Source organism: Bacillus sp. MZGC1 (assembly GCF_002998605.1).
In the GTDB taxonomy this organism is placed as follows: Bacteria; Bacillota; Bacilli; order Bacillales; family Bacillaceae; genus Bacillus.
This window is the reverse complement of sequence record NZ_PVRE01000002.1, coordinates 666,079-684,004: the sequence shown is the minus strand read 5'-3', so window position 1 is coordinate 684,004 and position 17,926 is coordinate 666,079. Positions and strand designations below refer to the sequence as shown.

Here is a 17,926-nt window from a genome sequence, read left to right as displayed (position 1 = left end):
TCTATTCAAGCTCTTCTAAAGTGATTTGATCGTTCGTGTAGACACAGATTTCTCCGGCGGTTTCAAGAGCAGCCTTTGCAATATCTCTCGCTGTGAGGTGATCACCTGCATGTGTTTTGAGTGCTCTCCCGGCGCTAAGCGCATAATTGCCGCCTGAGCCGATGGCCAAAATACCGTCATCTGGTTCGATGACCTCTCCTGTCCCAGAGACAAGCAGGATGCTGTCTTTGTTCATAACGATCAGCATGGCCTCAAGCTGTCTGAGCATCTTGTCACTTCGCCATTCTTTCGCTAGTTCTACGGCTGCCCGCTTTAAGTTACCACCATATTCTTCAAGCTTCGTTTCAAACTTTTCAAAGAGTGTAAATGCATCTGCTACTGAACCTGCAAAACCTGCAAGCACCTTGCCTCCGAAAAGACGGCGCACCTTTTTTGCCGTGTGTTTCATCACGACAGCCTGCCCGAAAGTGACTTGACCGTCTCCAGCCATCGCACTTTTTCCTTTATGTTGAACGGCAAAGATGGTTGTTGCATGAAATGATGACATGAAAAAACCTCCTTTTAGGATCGTTTAAAAGCCCTTGGGTGATGAGACATGTATGTTTTCCTTAAAGAATCTTTTGATACATGCGTGTACACCTGAGTTGATGATAAATTCGAATGACCGAGAAGTTCTTGAACACTTCTCAAATCTGCCCCCTCATTTAAGAGGTGTGTGGCAAAGGTGTGCCTTAACATGTGAGGATGGATATGTAGTGTGCCTGACGCCTTTTTCATTAATTCAGTGAGAATGAATCGAACGCCTCTGTCTGTAAGAGGCGCCCCGCGCTGATTCAAAAACACATATGCATCAGCACGATCATTCCCCTTAGCTTTCAGTTTCTGCCTTCCATCCTCTAAATAAGTGATGAGCGCTTCATGAGCATATGAACCGAAAGGAACATACCGCTGCTTGCTGCCTTTCCCATGAACAAGCACTGTATCCAACGATAAATCAAGATCAGATTCTTTTAATGAACATAACTCACTGACCCTCATACCTGTTGCATAAAGAAGTTCTAAAATCGCTTGGTTTCTTTGCCCAAGCGGTGTGCTGACATCAGAAACTGTAAAAAGCTCTTTAAGTTCCTCTTCATACAAAAATGAAGGAATTCGCTTATCCTGCTTTGGTAAGCTAACGAGTAAAAAAGGATTTTCTTTCACAAGCTGTTCTCTTAATAGAAATTTATAAAAGCTGCGAAGCGCAGAGACTTTCTTACTAATCGTTCTTCTTGTCAGGCCTTTTTCATAAGCTTCTGTTAAATAAATTCTCGTATCTTGATAGGATACCTCTTCAAAACCGTCTATTCCTTGAATGTTCATAAATCTGACAAACTCTTCAATTGCTTCTGTATATCCTGAGATTGTTAAAGCAGAATAGTTTTTTTCAATTTGCAGATATTCAATGAATAAGTGGACAAGACGCTGTTTATTCGTCATTTTTACACCTCTTTAAGGCTTTTAAATGGTATCACATATCTTGCTTTCCGTGCAATGTTTTACTACAGAGATTTCGAAATAGTTTGAATAGTTTTGATTGCGCGCTTAGCGTACTCTGCATAACGCTCTTGTTTGTTTTTAATCCGAACACCAAGATCTTTCAGCAAGCCAAAGTTCGCATTCATCGGCTGGAAGCTTTTCTTGTTTGTCGATGTGATGTAATAAGCCATGCTGCCGATCGCCGTTTCCTCCGGAAGTGTCACAAGCTCTTCTCCTTTGACAAAACGAGCGGCGTTAATTCCAGCCACTAGTCCGGAAGCTGCGGACTCGACATAGCCTTCAACGCCTGTCATTTGTCCGGCAAAGAATAGATCCTCTCTATTTTTAAACTGATACGTTGGTTTTAAAAGACTTGGTGAGTTAATAAATGTATTGCGGTGCATTACGCCGTATCGAACGATTTCTGCTTCTTCAAGACCTGGAATCAAGCGGAATACTTCCTTTTGGTCGCCCCACTTCAGATGTGTCTGGAAGCCGACGATGTTATATAAAGTACCTGCTGCATCATCTTGTCTTAATTGAACAACAGCGTAAGGTCTTTTTCCTGTTTTCGGATCTTCAAGTCCTACTGGCTTCATCGGACCAAACAGCATCGTTTTCTTTCCTCTTTTCGCCATGACTTCAATTGGCATACAGCCTTCAAAGAAGATTTCTTTTTCGAACTCTTTTAATGGCACAGTTTCAGCAGAAATGAGCGCCTCATAAAAACGATCAAATTCCTCTTCTGTCATTGGACAGTTTAAATAAGCGGCTTCTCCTTTGTCATAACGTGATTTCAAGTACACCTTATCCATATCAATGCTATCTTTCTCTAGAATAGGTGCCGCTGCATCGTAGAAGTACAGATACTCTTCACCAGTTAAAGATTTTAATTCTTTTGAAAGTGCTTCAGATGTAAGCGGGCCCGTTGCAATAATTGTCGGACCTTCAGGAATGCTTTGCACTTCTTCTTGAAAAACCGTCACATTCGGATGATTTTTCACGCGATCGGTAACGTTTGCTGCAAATTCATGACGATCTACTGCAAGCGCTCCGCCAGCAGGGACTGAGCTTTCGTCTGCTGCTGCGATTATCGCTGAATCTAAATGACGCATTTCTTCCTTTAATACACCGACCGCATTCGTCAAAGCGTTGGCACGCAGTGAATTACTGCATACAAGCTCTGCAAATTTATCTGTGTGGTGAGCTGGCGTTTGTTTGACAGGTCTCATTTCATACAAGTTGACTTTAATTCCGCGTTTGGCAATTTGCCATGCCGCTTCACTTCCGGCTAAACCTGCTCCGATCACATTTACAAATTGACTCATTGTACAACTCTCCTATTTCGTAAGTTCTGTTTGATGACATAAAAAAGCAGGTGAACAAGGCTGTTCACCGCTATTTTTGTTGTTCCTCTTTATAATCACAGTTCACACATTGAACTTGAATGCCTTTTTTCAGTTTTTTCTCTACAAGCATATTTTCGCATTTTGGACACTTTCTTTCAATCGGTTTGTCCCAAGAGACGAATTCACACTCTGGAAAACGATCACAGCCATAAAAAATGCGGCGCTTCTTAGATTTTCGTTCAACAATGTTTCCTTCATGACATGTCGGGCATTTCACACCGATGTCTTTGACAATTGGTTTTGTGTTACGGCAGTCAGGAAAGTTAGAGCAAGCCATGAACTTACCGTATCGACCCATTTTGTACACCATCGGATGTCCACACTCTTCACAGTCAACTCCGGCGTATTCAGGCTCAATCTCAACTTCTTGCATCTCTGCTTCTGCTTTTTCTACCCGTTTTGCAAAGTCTTGATAGAAGCTGTCGATAATGCGAACCCATTCGATCGTACCTTCTTCAACGCTATCAAGTTCTTTTTCCATTTTCGCTGTGAATTCCACGTTAATGATTTCAGGGAAGAATTCAATGATTAAGTTAAGAACAATTTCCCCAAGCTCTGTTGGGATAAACCGTTTATTATCAAGTGCGACATAGCCGCGCTTTTGAATCGTATCTAATGTTGGTGCGTACGTAGACGGACGGCCTATACCCAGCTCTTCAAGTGTTTTGACAAGTCTTGCCTCAGTGTAGCGCGGAGGCGGCTGCGTGAAGTGCTGTTCAGGTTCGATATCTTTTGAAAGAACCGTATCACCTTCTTTAAGATCAGGCAGCATTTTGTCCTTTTCTTCTAGCTGGTCGTCCTTCCCTTCTACATATACCTTCATGAATCCAGGGAATTTCACTTTGCTCCCGTTAGCACGGAATGTAAGCCCGTTATTGTCAAGGTCTACACTCATTGTATCAAGAACAGCCGGCGCCATTTGGCTTGCCACGAATCGTTCCCAAATCAATTTATACAGACGAAGCTGATCTCGGCTTAAGACATGTTTGACATCTGCTGGTTTTCTTAGCGTAGAAGTCGGCCTGATGGCTTCATGAGCATCTTGTGCATTTTCGTTCTTTTTAGCGGTTCGTTTTGTTGTATTTAAGAAATTCTTACCGTACGTCTGATCAATGAAAGCAGATACTTCTTCAATCGCCGTATTGGAAATACGTGTTGAGTCCGTTCTCATATATGTAATGAGTCCGACTGTACCTTCTTTACCAAGATCTATTCCTTCATATAATTGCTGTGCAATCATCATCGTCTTTTTCGCACGGAAGTTTAATTTTCTTGCAGCCTCCTGCTGTAAAGTAGATGTTGTAAACGGAACAGCTGGGTTGCGTTTACGCTCTTTTTTCGTCACTTTCTCTACAGAGAATTTGCTCCCTTTTAGTTTCGAAAGGATTTCTTTTACATCTTCTTTTGTTTTCAGTGGATGCTTTTTGCCATTGACGCCAAAGAAGCTCGCTTCGAAGCTTTCTTTTCCTTTTAGGAATGTACCGTCAATTGTCCAGTATTCTTCTGGTTTAAATTCATTAATTTCATTCTCGCGATCAATAATCAGGCGGAGTGCAACTGATTGAACACGACCGGCACTTAAGCCCTTTTTCACTTTCTTCCATAAAATCGGACTGATTTTATACCCGACGAGACGATCTAAGATCCGTCTTGCCTGCTGTGCATCAACTAAATCCATGTTGATCATACGTGGATGCTTAAAGGAATCTTTAATGGCATCTTTTGTAATCTCATTAAAGACAACGCGGCAGTCAGAAGAGAGGTCAAGGTCAAGGCTATGCGCTAAATGCCAAGCAATCGCTTCTCCCTCTCTATCGGGGTCAGCTGCGAGATAGACTTTCTTTGCTTTTTTCGCAGCTGTTTTTAATTCTTTTAAAACGGGGCCTTTCCCGCGAATCGTAATATATCTCGGTTCGAAGTCATGCTCAGTGTCAACACCAAGCTGACTTTTCGGTAAATCTCTTATGTGCCCCATTGAAGCCTTTACTTTATACTTTTTACCTAAATAACGCTCAATCGTTTTCGCCTTGGCTGGCGACTCAACGATGACTAAATAATCAGCCATACTCAAAATCCCCCTTAAGAGGTGTTCTCTCTTTATACATTTCACAATTCATATTTATGTTAATTGCACTTATCTAACAGGCAATCATTAAAAATTCTTTATGATGAACATCATTATAAACACGAAAAACAAAGTGTAAACTTAAATCCTCACTATTATTAAATATTCCTATGTCTTTTGTCAAACGATATTTTTATGAGAGTTCAGTATATTGAACGCTGCGGAAGGAGAATTCCTCTAAAATATCCTTCGTTGAATGAACAAGCTTTGCTCCCTGCTGTATAAGTCTGGCTGGTCCTGTGGAATTAGGATCAAAGATAGATCCTGCAACCGCAAATACCTCTTTACCTTGCTCAAGTGCTTGATACGCGGTAATGAGCGAACCGCTCTTTTCTTTGCACTGAATCACGATGGTTCCACTTGTCAGCGCACTAATTAAACGATTCCTCATTGGGAAATGCCACTTTTCTGGTTTCACATAAGGCGGATGCTCGGATAAAAGCAAATGATGCTCTCCCATGTATTGAGCCATTTGCACATGTTCCTTTGGGTATAAGTGCTGAAATCCGCCTGCTATAATACCGATGGTTTTCCCTTTATTCCGAATGCACTCTTTATGTGCAAGTCCATCAATTCCTTTTGCTAAGCCACTGACAATCGTCCAATCTTCCTTTACAAGCTCACCAACAATTTTCTTCACACATGCTTCTCCATAAGACGATGGAACTCGTGTGCCTACTACACCTAAACTTTTTTCTTCATTTAAATATGATATGTTTCCTTTTAGGAATAACACAGGGGGAGGATCATAAATATGTTTTAGTGTGCTGGGATATAAGGGTGATGTGATGGGTATCATGTGAATGTTTTGCTTTAAATAGGCTTGAACGATGTGTTGAAAAATGGGGAATTCATTTTCTTCGGCTTGTTTTAAGCGGGTAAAGTCGATCGTTTGTAATGATCGATCCTGTTTGAAATGTTGTGTTTCTTCATTTATATATAGCTCAGGATCGACTTTCCACCATTTTGTTAACAAAGAGGGTGAGATGAGGCCTTTTAAGCGGTGAAAAATCATTCTTTCGGACACGTTGTACATACCATTCCTCCAGTTTAAGATAGAAAGAAGAAGACTTGTCAAAGAACAAGTCTTCTTGTGTCATTAATGCGTTTTACAAGCTTCGAAGAGATTTTTCTCTTTTAACACTTTAATCAAAGTTTCTCCCATGACAGATGGTGTCTCTGCCACTTCAATTCCACATTCACGCATTGTTTTTACTTTTTCATCAGCTGTTCCTTTACCACCAGAAATAATGGCACCAGCATGTCCCATGCGTTTTCCTGGAGGCGCCGTTTTACCGCCAATAAAGCCAACGACTGGCTTTGTCATATTTGCTTTTACCCATTCAGCTGCTTCTTCTTCAGCCGTACCGCCGATTTCACCGATCATAATCACAGCATGTGTATCAGGGTCTTCATTGAATGCTTTTAATACATCAATAAAGTTCGTCCCATTGACAGGGTCTCCGCCGATTCCTACAGCTGTCGATTGACCAACGCCAGCTTCTGAAAGCTGATGTACCGCTTCATATGTAAGCGTTCCAGAACGAGAAACAACACCCACATGACCTTTTTTATGAATGTAGCCAGGCATGATCCCAATCTTACATTCTTCAGGTGTAATGACACCTGGGCAGTTAGGGCCAACAAGTCTTGTCTTTTTCCCTTCCATATACCGTTTCACTTTGACCATGTCAAGCACTGGAATATGTTCTGTGATACAAATGACTAGATCGACTTCTGCATCAACAGCCTCTAAAATGGCATCTGCTGCAAATGGTGCTGGTACATAGATAACAGAAGCATTTGCTCCAGTTGTTTGAACAGCTTCAGATACTGTATTAAATACAGGAACTCCTTCTACTTCAGTTCCACCTTTTCCAGGTGTGACACCGCCAACAATATTTGTTCCGTACTCAATCATTTGTTTTGTATGGAACAATGCGGTTGAACCGGTAATCCCCTGAACAATTACTCTCGTATTTTTATTAATAAATACACTCATTTAGGTTCCCTGCCTTTCTGCTCTACTTGACTAAAGATACAATCTTTTCTGCCCCGTCAGCCATAGACTCAGCAGAAGTGATATTTAAGCCTGAATCACTCAGGATTTTCTTCCCTAATTCAACGTTTGTTCCTTCAAGACGTACAACGAGTGGTAATGTTAAGCCGACTTGTTTCGTCGCTTCAACGACACCTTCTGCAATGACATCACATTTCATGATACCGCCAAAAATGTTCACGAAAATCCCTTTTACATTTTGATCAGATAAGATGATTTTAAATGCTTCCGTTACTTTTTCAGCTGTTGCACCGCCCCCAACATCCAGGAAGTTTGCAGGGTCCCCGCCGTAATGCTTGATGATATCCATTGTAGACATCGCAAGACCTGCACCATTGACCATACAGCCAATATTTCCATCTAGAGAAATGTAGCTTAGATCATATTTAGATGCTTCAATTTCTTTTGGATCCTCTTCATCAAGGTCACGGTATTCTAATATATCTTTTTGTCTATATAAAGCATTGCTATCAAAGTTTAATTTCGCATCAAGTGCCATGACTTTTCCATCGCCTGTTACAACAAGTGGATTAATCTCAGCAATTGAACAATCTTTTTCAATAAACGCATTGTAAAGACTTGTCATAAACTTAACAGCTTGGCCAACTAATTTTGTTGGAATATTAATTTTAAACGCTACTTCTCTTGCCTGATAGCCTTGCAAGCCAATCGCTGGGTCGATGACCACTTTGACGATTTTCTCTGGCGTTTTTTCTGCTACTTCTTCAATTTCAGTACCGCCTTCTTCAGAAGCCATCAATACAATTCTTGATGTCGCTCTGTCCAAAACAAGTCCAACGTAGTACTCCTTTTGAATATCGCAGCCTTCTTCAATAAGTAAGCGTTTTATTTCGCGCCCTTCAGGCCCAGTTTGATGTGTGACAAGTGTTTTACCGAGCAATTCCTCTGCAAACCCTTTCACTTCATCTTTTGTTTTTGCAATTTTTACCCCGCCTGCTTTACCACGGCCGCCTGCATGAATCTGTGCTTTTACGACATATACAGAGCTTTCTAGCTCTTCTGATGCTTTCACTGCTTCATCAGGTGTAAATGCTACTTTACCATTTGGAACTGAAACCCCATATTTTCTTAGGATTTCTTTTCCTTGGTACTCATGGATATTCATTTCCCATCCTCCCAACATATGTAGAAACAAAAATTATAAAATAGACTGCGCTTTCATTTTAAAGAATAAAAAAGAGAATGTCTAGGGTTCTATGTAAAATCGTAAAATCCTTCTAAACATTCAAACTTTTATTTTATTAAAAATATAAATTTTTCAGCCAAATCACTTATTTTTCCTTATTTTTTCATTTTTTGATCTAACCTATAGATAAACGAAAATATTTCTGCTACAGTATCGTATAACGCTTCAGGGATCTCCTCATCAAGTGTTAAATGGCGCATGAGTTCGACTAAATTACGGTCTTCTTGGATAGGAACTCCCGACTTTTTTGCTTCTTCAATAATATGGTCTGCCACATAGCCGCTCCCTGTTGCGACGACTTTTGGCGCCTTTTGTTTTTCTTCATCATAATGTAGAGCGACCGCCCTTCTAAGCGGTTTTGAATCCTTCATACTCGTAAGTCCAGCCCTTTCTCGCTGATTTTATGAAAGTGTTCATCTAGAAAGTGAGACGGATCTACTGGCTCTTGTCTCTTCTTTGCTGTAATTCCCGTTAGACTGTATCCTAAGGCATTTAAATTCTCCCGAACAGCTGGAATCATCGGATTAATGGTTCCTTGAAGTTCATGACCGGTTTCAACTGTAATTGACATGACCTTTTGCTGAATCGTACAGTCGATTAATGTCTCTTCGAGGTTTTCCATGTTTAAGTAAAACATGAGACGGCACTGAGAAATATCAATAGAGCCATCTTTTTTCTTATGTCCTTTTAGAATAAAGGTTAAATCTTGAACACTATGTTTTGAAAAGAGCGGATAAGAGACCATCATTTGGCTGATGGTTTGGTTCTCCTGCTGCACAAATAACTGGCCGTTCAATCTATGAAACAATTGATCGACTTCTTTTTTTACGGGCTCTGGTAAATCAGCCTGCCTCACATCATTTAAGACGAGCTTTAATTGGTGAAGCTCCTGACTTTTTACATCCTGGCTGCCTTTTTCGAGTAGTTTCAGCATACCGATTTCATCTCGTACACCTATTGCCTTTTTCATCGTCATGAGTAAATCGAGCACATCGGTTTTATTGCTTAATGCGGGTTCCGTCTGCTGCACCACCTGAGCCAATGCTTTCGCCTCTGTTTTTGACAGGAACGGAAATTCTTTTTGAAGCACGGATGCTTTTGCGTCAGGCTGAGATCCTGCCTGCTGAAGCCCTTGCAGCAATGACGTGAGCTGTTTTAAGCTAGGCTCTTGCTGCCCGTCTGCACCTTGCTTCGTCAAACTTGCCATTATCCGCTCAATTTGCTGAAGCGGGATTTGCAGCTCTTTTGGACTTGTTGACTGCTGCACGTTAGTTTGAAGAACTTGGGTCGTCTGACGCTCTTGAGCGATTGGAGTTTGGCTATTTTCTTTTGGCTGAGACAGATTGGGCTGAGGCGTTACAGGTAGACTGCCTCCTTGCTTCGCCGCCCCTTCTCTCGCTGCTAGAAGGACCGATAAGAGCTTTTCTGCATGGACGGTCGTCTCAGCATCTATGACTGATCGAATGGCTTGTGTAAGGGCCTGTGTGGCGTCTGAGTGCTTCGGGAGCTGTGTTAATCGTTCTAGCAACGCTGTCATATCCTGATGAAGAGCAGAGGATGATTTCACGGCTAAAATTGATTGAAGCACTCCTTCCTGGATCGGCAAGTCTTTTTTTAAAGCAAATAGGAGTGCCTGAAGACCTTTTTTCACATCAGCTCCTTGAAGCTGTTCGATCCACTTCACTGCCGTTTTTAACTCTGCTTCGTTGATAACGGATTTTTCTTTTAAAAAAGCTGTGGCTGTTAGGATGTTTTCAAGTCCGTTTTTAAGTGAGAGACCTTCTAATAGTTTGGCAGCTGCATCCTTTAATGTCTTAGGGTCTTGATCAAATTGCTGTACTGGCCTTAGTTTATTGAGGCTGCCTCCACCCTCTTGTTCAAATTGGAACCAATAAAATGCGTCTGCTTTGAGCTGAGCCGCTAGCTGTGCTTTTATTTTTGTTGAGCCTATTTGAACAAGGGCTGTATCATCTCCAAGCATTTTCAGTACTTTACCGAGAATCAGCCGATGCACATTTTCCTTTCCTTCGGTGTTTAATGTAACAGATTCTGCCGCACTTAACCGGCTATTCAGTGCTGTATGTATGTCCTCAACTCTTGTCATCACAGGCAGCCTCCTTAGGTCAAAAATTTATGATATAACGGATTTCACTGGCGCAAACGATAATCGATGGATTGGGGCAGCTCCATGTGTTTGAATGGCAGCCAGATGCTCTTTTGTTCCGTACCCTTTATGTTTTTCAAATTGATACTCAGGGTACTTACGCCCGTATTCTTCCATCATCTGATCCCTTGTCACTTTTGCAATACATGCACCAGCTGCGATGGACGCACTTTTTGCATCTCCTTTGATGATATTCTCTTGGTGAATAGGAAGCGGGAGCGTCATGGCATCTATGAGTAGATAATCAGGTATATGAGTTAACTGCTCCACCGCTCTCACCATCGCCAGTCTTGATGCCTCGTAAATATTGATTTCATCAATCGTAGCCGCATCAACAATGCCGATTCCGATATCAAGTGCTTCTTTTTGGATCAGGTCATAATACGCCAATCTTTTTTTCTCAGATAATTGCTTTGAGTCGTTTAAACCGAGCAGGACTGTGTCTTCCTTTAATATGACAGCTGCTGCGACAACGGGGCCTGCCAGCGGTCCTCTTCCTGCTTCATCTATTCCAGCAATACATGTGTATCCCTGCGCCTTAGCTTTGTTTTCAAATTGCAGCATTTCATTCCATGCTGCACGAAGTTGCTGCTGCTTTTCTCTCTCTTTGTGCCACTTCTCTATCAGTTTTTGGACACTTTTTCTCGTATCATCTTTTACAAGCTCACGAATGTATGACTCGTCTTGCGAATGCTTTTCTATCAGTTCTTTTATTTGTTTCACCGTGTACATCAGCTTTTCGTCAGCCTCCTTCTTTATATCGGCAGTTTTCCGCAAAAAATAAAGACCCGCATGAGCTGCGTGTCTTTTAGCTTTCAGGCTTCTCAAAAGTGAGGGGACCAAATTTTTCTGTTCGAATATCCCGAATAATGATTTCGGTGGTTTTGTCGTAATTAATAAATCCACCGCTCATGAGACAGCCGCGCTTTGTACCTATTGCATCAAACAGCTCAACCGTATCTTCAGGGATCTCCGCCAGGTCATAGCGTTTTTTTAATCGCTCTGGATAGTTCTCTTCTAGAAAGCGAAGTCCATACACAGCGACATCCTGTAAGTTGATGATAGAATCTTTGATCGCTCCAGTCACCGCTAGCCTGAGTCCTACTTGCTCATCTTCAAACTTAGGCCAGAGGATTCCAGGTGTATCAAGCAGTTCAAGTTCTTTACCTACCTTCACCCATTGCTGTGAGGTGGTAATACCAGGCCGGTCTCCTGTTTTGGCAATGTTCTTTTTCGCTAAACGATTGATTAAGGTCGATTTCCCGACGTTGGGAATTCCGATAATCAGCGCCCGGATTGCACGCGGTTTGACACCTTTTGCTTTCATGCGGTCGAATTTTTCTTTTAAGATTTCTTTTGAAGTTGTGATGATCTGATTTAACCCTTGTCCATCGACAGAGTTAATAGCAAGTGACCGAACACCTTGCTGCTCAAAGTGCGCCTGCCACTCCTTTGTCACACGAGGATCCGCTTTATCTGCTTTGTTTAATAGCATGATTTTGGGTTTGTTCTGAAGGATTTCTTCGATCATTGGGTTTCTAGAGGACATCGGAATTCTAGCATCGGTTAATTCAAATACGATGTCGATGAGCTTTAATTTTTCTGTGACTTCACGTCTTGCTTTTGCCATATGGCCTGGAAACCATTGAATCGTCATATGTGCACCTTCTCTTCTATCGATTATCTCTATACATTGTACAAAAAAAGAGCCTGTTACAGGTAACAAGCTCTTTCTTTTGATATCATTATCGTCTGATTTCTTTGATACGAGCCGCTTTACCGCGAAGTTCACGTAGGTAGTAAAGTTTCGCACGACGTACCTTACCGTGACGTACAACTTCGATGTTAGCGATTTTTGGTGTGTGTACAGGGAATGTACGCTCAACGCCTACACCGTAAGAAATCTTACGAACTGTGAAAGTTTCGCTGATTCCACCACCACGACGCTTAATTACAACACCTTCAAATATCTGGATACGCTCACGAGTACCCTCGACAACTTTAACGTGTACACGTAAAGTGTCACCAGGACGGAACGCAGGAAGATCAGTGCGTAATTGTTCTTTTGTGATTTCTTCAATCAAATGTTGCATCGTTTTCAACTCCTTCCAACAGATGCTCATGTCCTCTTTCTTCATTGCAGCGGAACATCGTTTTCAAACTTGAATCGGCAAGCCGTCCAAGTCACAAGTAGTATCATACCATACCTATATGCAGTGTGCAATACAATCTAGTCATTATGAAGCTGCCAAAGCCATCTTTTTTCTTCTTCTGTTAACGTTTTGCAAGAATCGATCAAATCTGGCCGTCTTGTATAAGTTCGCTTCAAAGATTCTTTGCGCCGCCACTCTTCTATTTTGGCATGATTTCCAGAAAGGAGCACATCCGGCACTTTTAGTCCTTTATAATCGGCTGGTCTTGTATAGTGAGGATGCTCTAGCAAACCTGTGCTAAATGAATCTTCAATGTGAGACGCTTCTTTTCCAAGCACATGAGGCAAAAGCCTGACCACACTGTCTGCAATCATCATCGCTGGCAGCTCTCCGCCTGTGAGAACGAAATCTCCGATTGAGATTTCATCTGTGACAAGATGCTCCCTGATGCGCTCATCGTAGCCTTCATAATGGCCGCAAATGAACATAAGGTGTTCTTCTTTTGCAAGTTCCTCTGCCTTCTTTTGCGTATATCTTTCTCCTTGAGGACAGACAAGAATAATTCGGGGCTTCTTGCTTGCTTTGTTCGTCAAATCTTCTACCGCATCGAATACGGGCTGTGCTTTCAGTACCATACCAGCACCGCCGCCATACGGATAGTCATCTACTGTTTTATGCTTATGATCCGAATACTCTCTAAAATTGACAACATTGAATGAGACAGCTTCTTTCTCCTGTGCCTTTTTTAAGATCGATGAGTGGAGCACACCTTCGAACATTTCAGGAAAAAGTGTTAATAAGTCGATTTTCATTCGTCAATGAGTCCTTCCATCACTTCAATGTGTATGGTTTTGGATGAGATATCGATCTTTTTGACGACAGATGGGATATAAGGAATCAAGGCATCTTTTTTACCTTTTCTTCCGACAACCCAGACATCATTTGCCCCTGGTGTTAAAATCTCTTTGATTTGACCGACAAGCTGATCATCTTCATCGTATACTTCACAGCCAATGATTTGGTGGAAATAAAACTCTCCTTCATCTAAAGAGCCGAGATGTTCTTTTTCTACTTTTAAGATTGATTCTTTCAATAGCTCTGCTTCATTTAATGAGCTAATTTCTTCAAATGTGAGCAAATCAAACTGTTTGTGCTGCCTATGTGATGCGACAGTGACTTTCAGCGGCTCCCCTTGACCTTGCTTAAAAATATAGAGGACGCTTCCTTTTTTGTATCGCTCTTCTGGGAAATCTGTCTTTGACACGACGCGTACTTCTCCGCGAACTCCGTGTGTATTAACAATCTTTCCAACATTTAACCATTCTTGTTCCATGTTCTCAATCACCCCTGACGTATTTCCACAATGGTGCCGTCTTTCACGACGATGACATTATCTTGCATCTTGTCATCCCATTTATCACCTATTTTCACTTCAACCAGCGCATCCACTTCTGTCTCTTTCATTTCACTCCCAAGCGGCAAAATATGCAGCTGCTCTACTTGAAAGTCAATTTGCTGGATCTTCTCCTGCCGTTTATCGATGGCTTTTTGAAATTGAGGGATGGCTTCTTGCTGATGTGGTTCTTTTTCATGTTTTTTCAGTTGAAAATATAGTTGATTGCACTCACGTTCTAGTCTTTCTTTTTTCTCCAAAAAAGTCGTTAACAGTTTGTCCTTACTGCTTTCAGTTAATACTTGCATGACGGTGACATGTTGAATGATCTGCATCTTCCTTTTTGTCCCCCTATCCGAAGGCATTTGTCCTCTACAGTATAACGAAAAATAGATTTAAACGTGTAAAAAAAGGGGAGGTCCTAAGCCCTCTCCCTTTTTAGTCAGCAATCTCAAGTTGAACTTTCTTAGAAGACTCTGCACTTGCTGCAAACATGACTGTTCGTATCGCTTTTGCTGTACGTCCCTGCTTTCCGATCACTTTTCCGGTATCTTCAGCATTGACAGACAGTGTGTAAATCACTTGCTCATCTTTTTCTAATGAAGATATGTGAATATCTTCAGGGAAATCAACAAGTGGCTCGACGATGGACACAATCAATTCTTCCAAGGACAGCTCATTCATTATTTGCTGTTTTTCGCATTATGAAATTTTTCAAGAATTCCTTGGCTTGAGAAAAGGTTGCGAACTGTATCAGATGGTTTCGCACCATTTTGAAGCCATTTAAGCGCTAATTCTTCGTTGATTTTCACCTCAGCTGGTGATAACACTGGATTGTATGTTCCAACTGTTTCGATGAAACGACCGTCACGTGGTGAACGAGAATCTGCTACAACAATACGATAGAAAGGAGATCTTTTTGATCCCATACGTTTTAAACGAATTTTTACTGCCATTTTACTAGCACCTCCGAAAATATTTCAACAAGATAGTATATTAACAATGATAAAAGGGTTTGTAAAGTGTTTTTTCTTAACAACGGTTTTATCATGTATAACCAATTACATAAATGGTAATTTAAAGCCTTTTTTCTTCCCTTTGGACATGTTGGTCATTTGCTTCATCATCTTTTTCATTTCGTCAAATTGCTTTAAAAGGCGATTGACTTCCTGTACAGATGTTCCGCTTCCTTTTGCAATCCGTTTTCTTCGGCTTGCATTGATGACCTCTGGCTGTTCTTTTTCCTCGGTCGTCATTGATTTAATGATCGCTTCGATGTGATTGAGCTGCTTTTCGTCTACTTGGACGTTTTTGAGCCCTTTCATTTTACCGGCTCCCGGCATCATTTGGATCAATTCATCAAGTGGACCCATATTACGAACTTGCCCAAGCTGCTCGAGGAAATCATCGAGCGTAAAGCTCATGGTCCGCATTTTTTGTTCAAGCTCTTTCGCTTTATCTTGGTCAACGTTTGCCTGTGCTTTTTCAATAAGTGTAAGCACATCTCCCATGCCAAGAATTCTTGATGCCATCCGCTCCGGGTGGAATGGTTCAATCGCATCCAGCTTTTCTCCTAGTGCGGCGAATTTAATCGGCGTATTGGTGACAGCTCGAATGGAAAGTGCTGCCCCGCCTCGTGTATCCCCGTCTAGTTTCGTTAGAACGACACCTGTTAAACCAAGCTGTTCATTAAAGCTTTTTGCTACATTGACAGCATCTTGACCTGTCATAGAGTCAACAACAAGGAAAATTTCTTCTGGACTCGCTACTTCTTTTACTTTCTGAAGTTCATCCATCAATTCTTCATCGATATGAAGGCGTCCTGCTGTATCTAAAATGACATAATCGTGGTGTTCTTCTTTCGCTTTTTCGATTGCCTGTTTGGCAATGTCGACAGGGCTGACTTGATCACCTAATGAAAACACAGGCATATCAAGCTGTTTCCCCAGCGTTTGAAGCTGCTGGATCGCTGCTGGTCTGTAAATATCTGCAGCCACCATCATCGGCTTGCGATTATGTTTTTTGCGAAGTAAATTGGCAAGCTTCCCAGTTGTGGTTGTTTTACCTGCCCCTTGAAGACCAACCATCATAATGACTGTCGGAGATTTTTTCGCTACAGCGATTTTACTCTCTTCCCCACCCATTAATTCAGTGAGTTCTTCTTTTACAACTTTAATGACCTGTTGTCCAGGGGTAAGGCTTTTCATCACCTCTTGTCCAACTGCCCGCTCGCTTACTTTTTTCACAAAGTCTTTGACTACTTTAAAATTGACGTCAGCTTCAAGAAGGGCAAGGCGTACCTCGCGCATCATTTCTTTTACATCTTGCTCTGACACTTTTCCTTTGCCGCGGATTTTTGAAATCGTCTGCTGCAGTCGGTCGGCTAATCCTTCAAATGCCATACTGTGCCGCCTCCTAATCTAATTTCTCAAGCGATTCAATTAAAGCTTCTGCTTCTTCCGTCTGAGCGGAATCTGCTACGAGCTCTCTCATTTTTTTGAGAAGTTCTTTACGCTCTTTAAATTTCTTAAACAAGAGCAGCTTTTCTTCATATTGTTCAAGCATCGCTTCAGTCCGTTTAATATTATCATAAACAGCCTGTCTTGATACTTCATATTCATCCGCAATTTCACCGAGGGAAAAATCGTCTAGGTAGTAAAGCGACATGTAGCTCTTTTGCTTTGCGGTTAACAACGATTGATAGAAGTCAAACAAGTAGTTCATTCTCGTTGTTTTTTCAAGCGTCATGGGCTCTCTCCCCTTTGTTAAGTTCATTCCCTTTACATCAATTAAGTTTACACGGTTCTCTACTGTGTGTCAAGTTTTTATCTTGTCACTTCATGAAGCGGTGTATAAATAAAAATGCCAGCAGTTTTTGCCGGCATTTTTGTTAGTCCTCTTGATCAATCACGTCTGAGAATAATCCATACACATACGATTCTGCATCGAATTCTTGCAGATCGTCTACCTTTTCACCTAAACCGACAAGCTTCACAGGGATGTTCAGCTCATTGCGAATCGCAAGGACAATTCCGCCTTTTGCAGTACCGTCAAGCTTTGTTAAAGCAATTCCTGTCACATTCGTCGCTTTAGAAAATTCCTTCGCTTGTGCCATCGCATTTTGACCGGTTGTTGCATCAAGAGCGAGCAGTACTTCATGCGGTGCATCTGGAACCTCGCGTTCAATAACTCTCTTGACCTTCTCTAGCTCTTTCATCAAGTTGACTTTGTTTTGCAGTCGTCCTGCTGTATCACAGATGAGTACATCCGCATTTTTCGCTTTTGCTGATTGAACGGCATCATAGATCACCGCTGCAGGGTCAGAGCCAGCCGTCTGTTTGACAACAGGGACACCTGAACGCTCTCCCCATACTTCAAGCTGCTCAATCGCACCGGCACGGAACGTATCACCTGCTGCTAAAATGACGGATTTCCCTTCATTTTTCAGCTTATTCGCAAGTTTGCCGATAGTCGTTGTTTTCCCAACGCCATTGACACCTACAAATAAAATGATATTTAATCGGCCCTCTTCGATGTTCAGCGCAGAGATTTGTTCCTCTCCGCTATTGTAGATTTCAACCAGTTTTTCAGAGATGACCGATTGTACTTCACTTGGGTCTTGAATGTTTCTTAGTTTCACTTCTTTTTTCAGCTCATCAATCAGTTCCATCACCGTTGTGAAACCGACATCCGCGCCGATCAGAACCTCTTCTAATTCTTCAAAAAAGTCTTCATCGACTTTACGGTAGCGAGAAATTAGTTCGTTTACTCTTCCTTGAAAGGAGTTTCTCGTTTTTTCAAGTCCATCTTTAAACTTTTCTGATACTGAATCGGTTTGCTGCGTAAATTTTTCTTTTAATTTCTTAAAAAAGCTCATTTGGTTCAAAAACCTCCTTTA

20 protein-coding genes are annotated in these 17,926 nt (G+C 41.6%); all 20 read right to left on the bottom strand.

Translation table 11 applies throughout. The annotated features are described in order from the left end of the window. Position 1: 1 nt before the first annotated feature. Positions 2-547: an ATP-dependent protease subunit HslV gene (gene hslV, locus C6Y06_RS08685; protein ID WP_003211247.1), complete on the bottom strand. Its 546-nt coding sequence runs from the start codon at positions 545-547 to the stop codon at positions 2-4. 14 nt (positions 548-561) lie between these two features. Then, positions 562-1,479: a tyrosine recombinase XerC gene (gene xerC / locus C6Y06_RS08680; protein WP_060596252.1), complete on the bottom strand. Its 918-nt coding sequence runs from the start codon at positions 1,477-1,479 to the stop codon at positions 562-564. 62 nt (positions 1,480-1,541) lie between these two features. Beyond that, positions 1,542-2,846 carry an FADH(2)-oxidizing methylenetetrahydrofolate--tRNA-(uracil(54)-C(5))-methyltransferase TrmFO gene (trmFO, locus tag C6Y06_RS08675; RefSeq protein WP_106036785.1) on the bottom strand — a complete coding sequence of 435 codons (1,305 nt, stop codon included), beginning with the start codon at positions 2,844-2,846 and terminating at the stop codon, positions 1,542-1,544. 70 nt (positions 2,847-2,916) lie between these two features. Beyond that, entirely contained in the window at positions 2,917-4,992 is a 2,076-nt protein-coding gene (gene topA / locus C6Y06_RS08670; protein WP_060596250.1) for a type I DNA topoisomerase, read from the bottom strand. A 193-nt stretch (positions 4,993-5,185) separates the two neighbouring features. Continuing rightward, positions 5,186-6,088: a DNA-processing protein DprA gene (dprA, locus tag C6Y06_RS08665; protein WP_034662389.1), complete on the bottom strand. Its 903-nt coding sequence runs from the start codon at positions 6,086-6,088 to the stop codon at positions 5,186-5,188. 63 nt (positions 6,089-6,151) lie between these two features. Further along, positions 6,152-7,054 (bottom strand): succinate--CoA ligase subunit alpha, encoded by a 903-nt coding sequence (gene sucD / locus C6Y06_RS08660; protein ID WP_003212080.1) that lies wholly within the window; start codon positions 7,052-7,054, stop codon positions 6,152-6,154. Positions 7,055-7,076: 22 nt separating this feature from the next. Then, on the bottom strand, positions 7,077-8,237 hold the full coding sequence (gene sucC, locus C6Y06_RS08655; protein ID WP_012009945.1) for an ADP-forming succinate--CoA ligase subunit beta: 1,161 nt from the start codon (positions 8,235-8,237) through the stop codon (positions 7,077-7,079). A gap of 176 nt (positions 8,238-8,413) precedes the next feature. After that, a complete protein-coding gene (locus tag C6Y06_RS08650; protein ID WP_003211418.1) occupies positions 8,414-8,689 on the bottom strand; it encodes a FlhB-like flagellar biosynthesis protein in 276 nt (91 codons plus the stop codon). Then, complete coding sequence (locus C6Y06_RS08645; protein WP_066030915.1) at positions 8,686-10,422, bottom strand: glycosyltransferase; 1,737 nt, start codon at positions 10,420-10,422, stop codon at positions 8,686-8,688. Before C6Y06_RS08645 ends, C6Y06_RS08650 begins: the two co-directional genes overlap by 4 nt. A 27-nt stretch (positions 10,423-10,449) precedes the next feature. Further along, positions 10,450-11,214: a ribonuclease HII gene (locus C6Y06_RS08640; RefSeq protein ID WP_066030916.1), complete on the bottom strand. Its 765-nt coding sequence runs from the start codon at positions 11,212-11,214 to the stop codon at positions 10,450-10,452. Positions 11,215-11,290: 76 nt separating this feature from the next. Continuing rightward, positions 11,291-12,139 carry a ribosome biogenesis GTPase YlqF gene (ylqF, locus tag C6Y06_RS08635; RefSeq protein WP_060596244.1) on the bottom strand — a complete coding sequence of 283 codons (849 nt, stop codon included), beginning with the start codon at positions 12,137-12,139 and terminating at the stop codon, positions 11,291-11,293. Positions 12,140-12,227: 88 nt separating this feature from the next. Continuing rightward, complete coding sequence (gene rplS, locus C6Y06_RS08630; RefSeq protein WP_003212364.1) at positions 12,228-12,575, bottom strand: 50S ribosomal protein L19; 348 nt, start codon at positions 12,573-12,575, stop codon at positions 12,228-12,230. Positions 12,576-12,712: 137 nt separating this feature from the next. Next, a complete protein-coding gene (gene trmD / locus C6Y06_RS08625) occupies positions 12,713-13,447 on the bottom strand; it encodes a tRNA (guanosine(37)-N1)-methyltransferase TrmD (RefSeq protein ID WP_106036784.1) in 735 nt (244 codons plus the stop codon). Then, a complete protein-coding gene (gene rimM / locus C6Y06_RS08620; RefSeq protein WP_060596242.1) occupies positions 13,444-13,968 on the bottom strand; it encodes a ribosome maturation factor RimM in 525 nt (174 codons plus the stop codon). The genes trmD and rimM overlap by 4 nt, the downstream gene beginning before the upstream one ends. Positions 13,969-13,976: 8 nt before the next feature. Continuing rightward, the gene (locus C6Y06_RS08615) at positions 13,977-14,363 is read right to left on the bottom strand and encodes a YlqD family protein (RefSeq protein ID WP_050945054.1); all 387 of its coding nucleotides are present in this window, start codon (positions 14,361-14,363) and stop codon (positions 13,977-13,979) included. Positions 14,364-14,466: 103 nt separating this feature from the next. Next, positions 14,467-14,712, bottom strand: coding sequence for a KH domain-containing protein (locus C6Y06_RS08610; protein WP_106030835.1), 246 nt, complete (start codon positions 14,710-14,712; stop codon positions 14,467-14,469). Continuing rightward, the gene (rpsP, locus tag C6Y06_RS08605) at positions 14,712-14,984 is read right to left on the bottom strand and encodes a 30S ribosomal protein S16 (RefSeq protein WP_003212139.1); all 273 of its coding nucleotides are present in this window, start codon (positions 14,982-14,984) and stop codon (positions 14,712-14,714) included. Before rpsP ends, C6Y06_RS08610 begins: the two co-directional genes overlap by 1 nt. A gap of 105 nt (positions 14,985-15,089) precedes the next feature. Beyond that, positions 15,090-16,430, bottom strand: a complete 1,341-nt coding sequence (gene ffh / locus C6Y06_RS08600) for a signal recognition particle protein (protein WP_066030917.1) — start codon at positions 16,428-16,430, stop codon at positions 15,090-15,092. A gap of 13 nt (positions 16,431-16,443) precedes the next feature. After that, positions 16,444-16,776 carry a putative DNA-binding protein gene (locus C6Y06_RS08595; RefSeq protein ID WP_012009935.1) on the bottom strand — a complete coding sequence of 111 codons (333 nt, stop codon included), beginning with the start codon at positions 16,774-16,776 and terminating at the stop codon, positions 16,444-16,446. Between the two features lie 142 nt (positions 16,777-16,918). Then, on the bottom strand, positions 16,919-17,905 hold the full coding sequence (gene ftsY, locus C6Y06_RS08590) for a signal recognition particle-docking protein FtsY (RefSeq protein ID WP_060596238.1): 987 nt from the start codon (positions 17,903-17,905) through the stop codon (positions 16,919-16,921). Positions 17,906-17,926: the final 21 nt, after the last annotated feature.

Coding starts and splice junctions, on each gene's coding strand:
- hslV (WP_003211247.1), bottom strand. CDS start 547: ATGTCATCATTTCATGCAACAACCATCTTTGCCGTTCAACATAAAGGA.
- xerC (WP_060596252.1), bottom strand. CDS start 1,479: ATGACGAATAAACAGCGTCTTGTCCACTTATTCATTGAATATCTGCAA.
- trmFO (WP_106036785.1), bottom strand. CDS start 2,846: ATGAGTCAATTTGTAAATGTGATCGGAGCAGGTTTAGCCGGAAGTGAA.
- topA (WP_060596250.1), bottom strand. CDS start 4,992: ATGGCTGATTATTTAGTCATCGTTGAGTCGCCAGCCAAGGCGAAAACG.
- dprA (WP_034662389.1), bottom strand. CDS start 6,088: ATGTACAACGTGTCCGAAAGAATGATTTTTCACCGCTTAAAAGGCCTC.
- sucD (WP_003212080.1), bottom strand. CDS start 7,054: ATGAGTGTATTTATTAATAAAAATACGAGAGTAATTGTTCAGGGGATT.
- sucC (WP_012009945.1), bottom strand. CDS start 8,237: ATGAATATCCATGAGTACCAAGGAAAAGAAATCCTAAGAAAATATGGG.
- C6Y06_RS08650 (WP_003211418.1), bottom strand. CDS start 8,689: ATGAAGGATTCAAAACCGCTTAGAAGGGCGGTCGCTCTACATTATGAT.
- C6Y06_RS08645 (WP_066030915.1), bottom strand. CDS start 10,422: ATGACAAGAGTTGAGGACATACATACAGCACTGAATAGCCGGTTAAGT.
- C6Y06_RS08640 (WP_066030916.1), bottom strand. CDS start 11,214: ATGTACACGGTGAAACAAATAAAAGAACTGATAGAAAAGCATTCGCAA.
- ylqF (WP_060596244.1), bottom strand. CDS start 12,139: ATGACGATTCAATGGTTTCCAGGCCATATGGCAAAAGCAAGACGTGAA.
- rplS (WP_003212364.1), bottom strand. CDS start 12,575: ATGCAACATTTGATTGAAGAAATCACAAAAGAACAATTACGCACTGAT.
- trmD (WP_106036784.1), bottom strand. CDS start 13,447: ATGAAAATCGACTTATTAACACTTTTTCCTGAAATGTTCGAAGGTGTG.
- rimM (WP_060596242.1), bottom strand. CDS start 13,968: ATGGAACAAGAATGGTTAAATGTTGGAAAGATTGTTAATACACACGGA.
- C6Y06_RS08615 (WP_050945054.1), bottom strand. CDS start 14,363: ATGCAGATCATTCAACATGTCACCGTCATGCAAGTATTAACTGAAAGC.
- C6Y06_RS08610 (WP_106030835.1), bottom strand. CDS start 14,712: ATGAATGAGCTGTCCTTGGAAGAATTGATTGTGTCCATCGTCGAGCCA.
- rpsP (WP_003212139.1), bottom strand. CDS start 14,984: ATGGCAGTAAAAATTCGTTTAAAACGTATGGGATCAAAAAGATCTCCT.
- ffh (WP_066030917.1), bottom strand. CDS start 16,430: ATGGCATTTGAAGGATTAGCCGACCGACTGCAGCAGACGATTTCAAAA.
- C6Y06_RS08595 (WP_012009935.1), bottom strand. CDS start 16,776: ATGACGCTTGAAAAAACAACGAGAATGAACTACTTGTTTGACTTCTAT.
- ftsY (WP_060596238.1), bottom strand. CDS start 17,905: ATGAGCTTTTTTAAGAAATTAAAAGAAAAATTTACGCAGCAAACCGAT.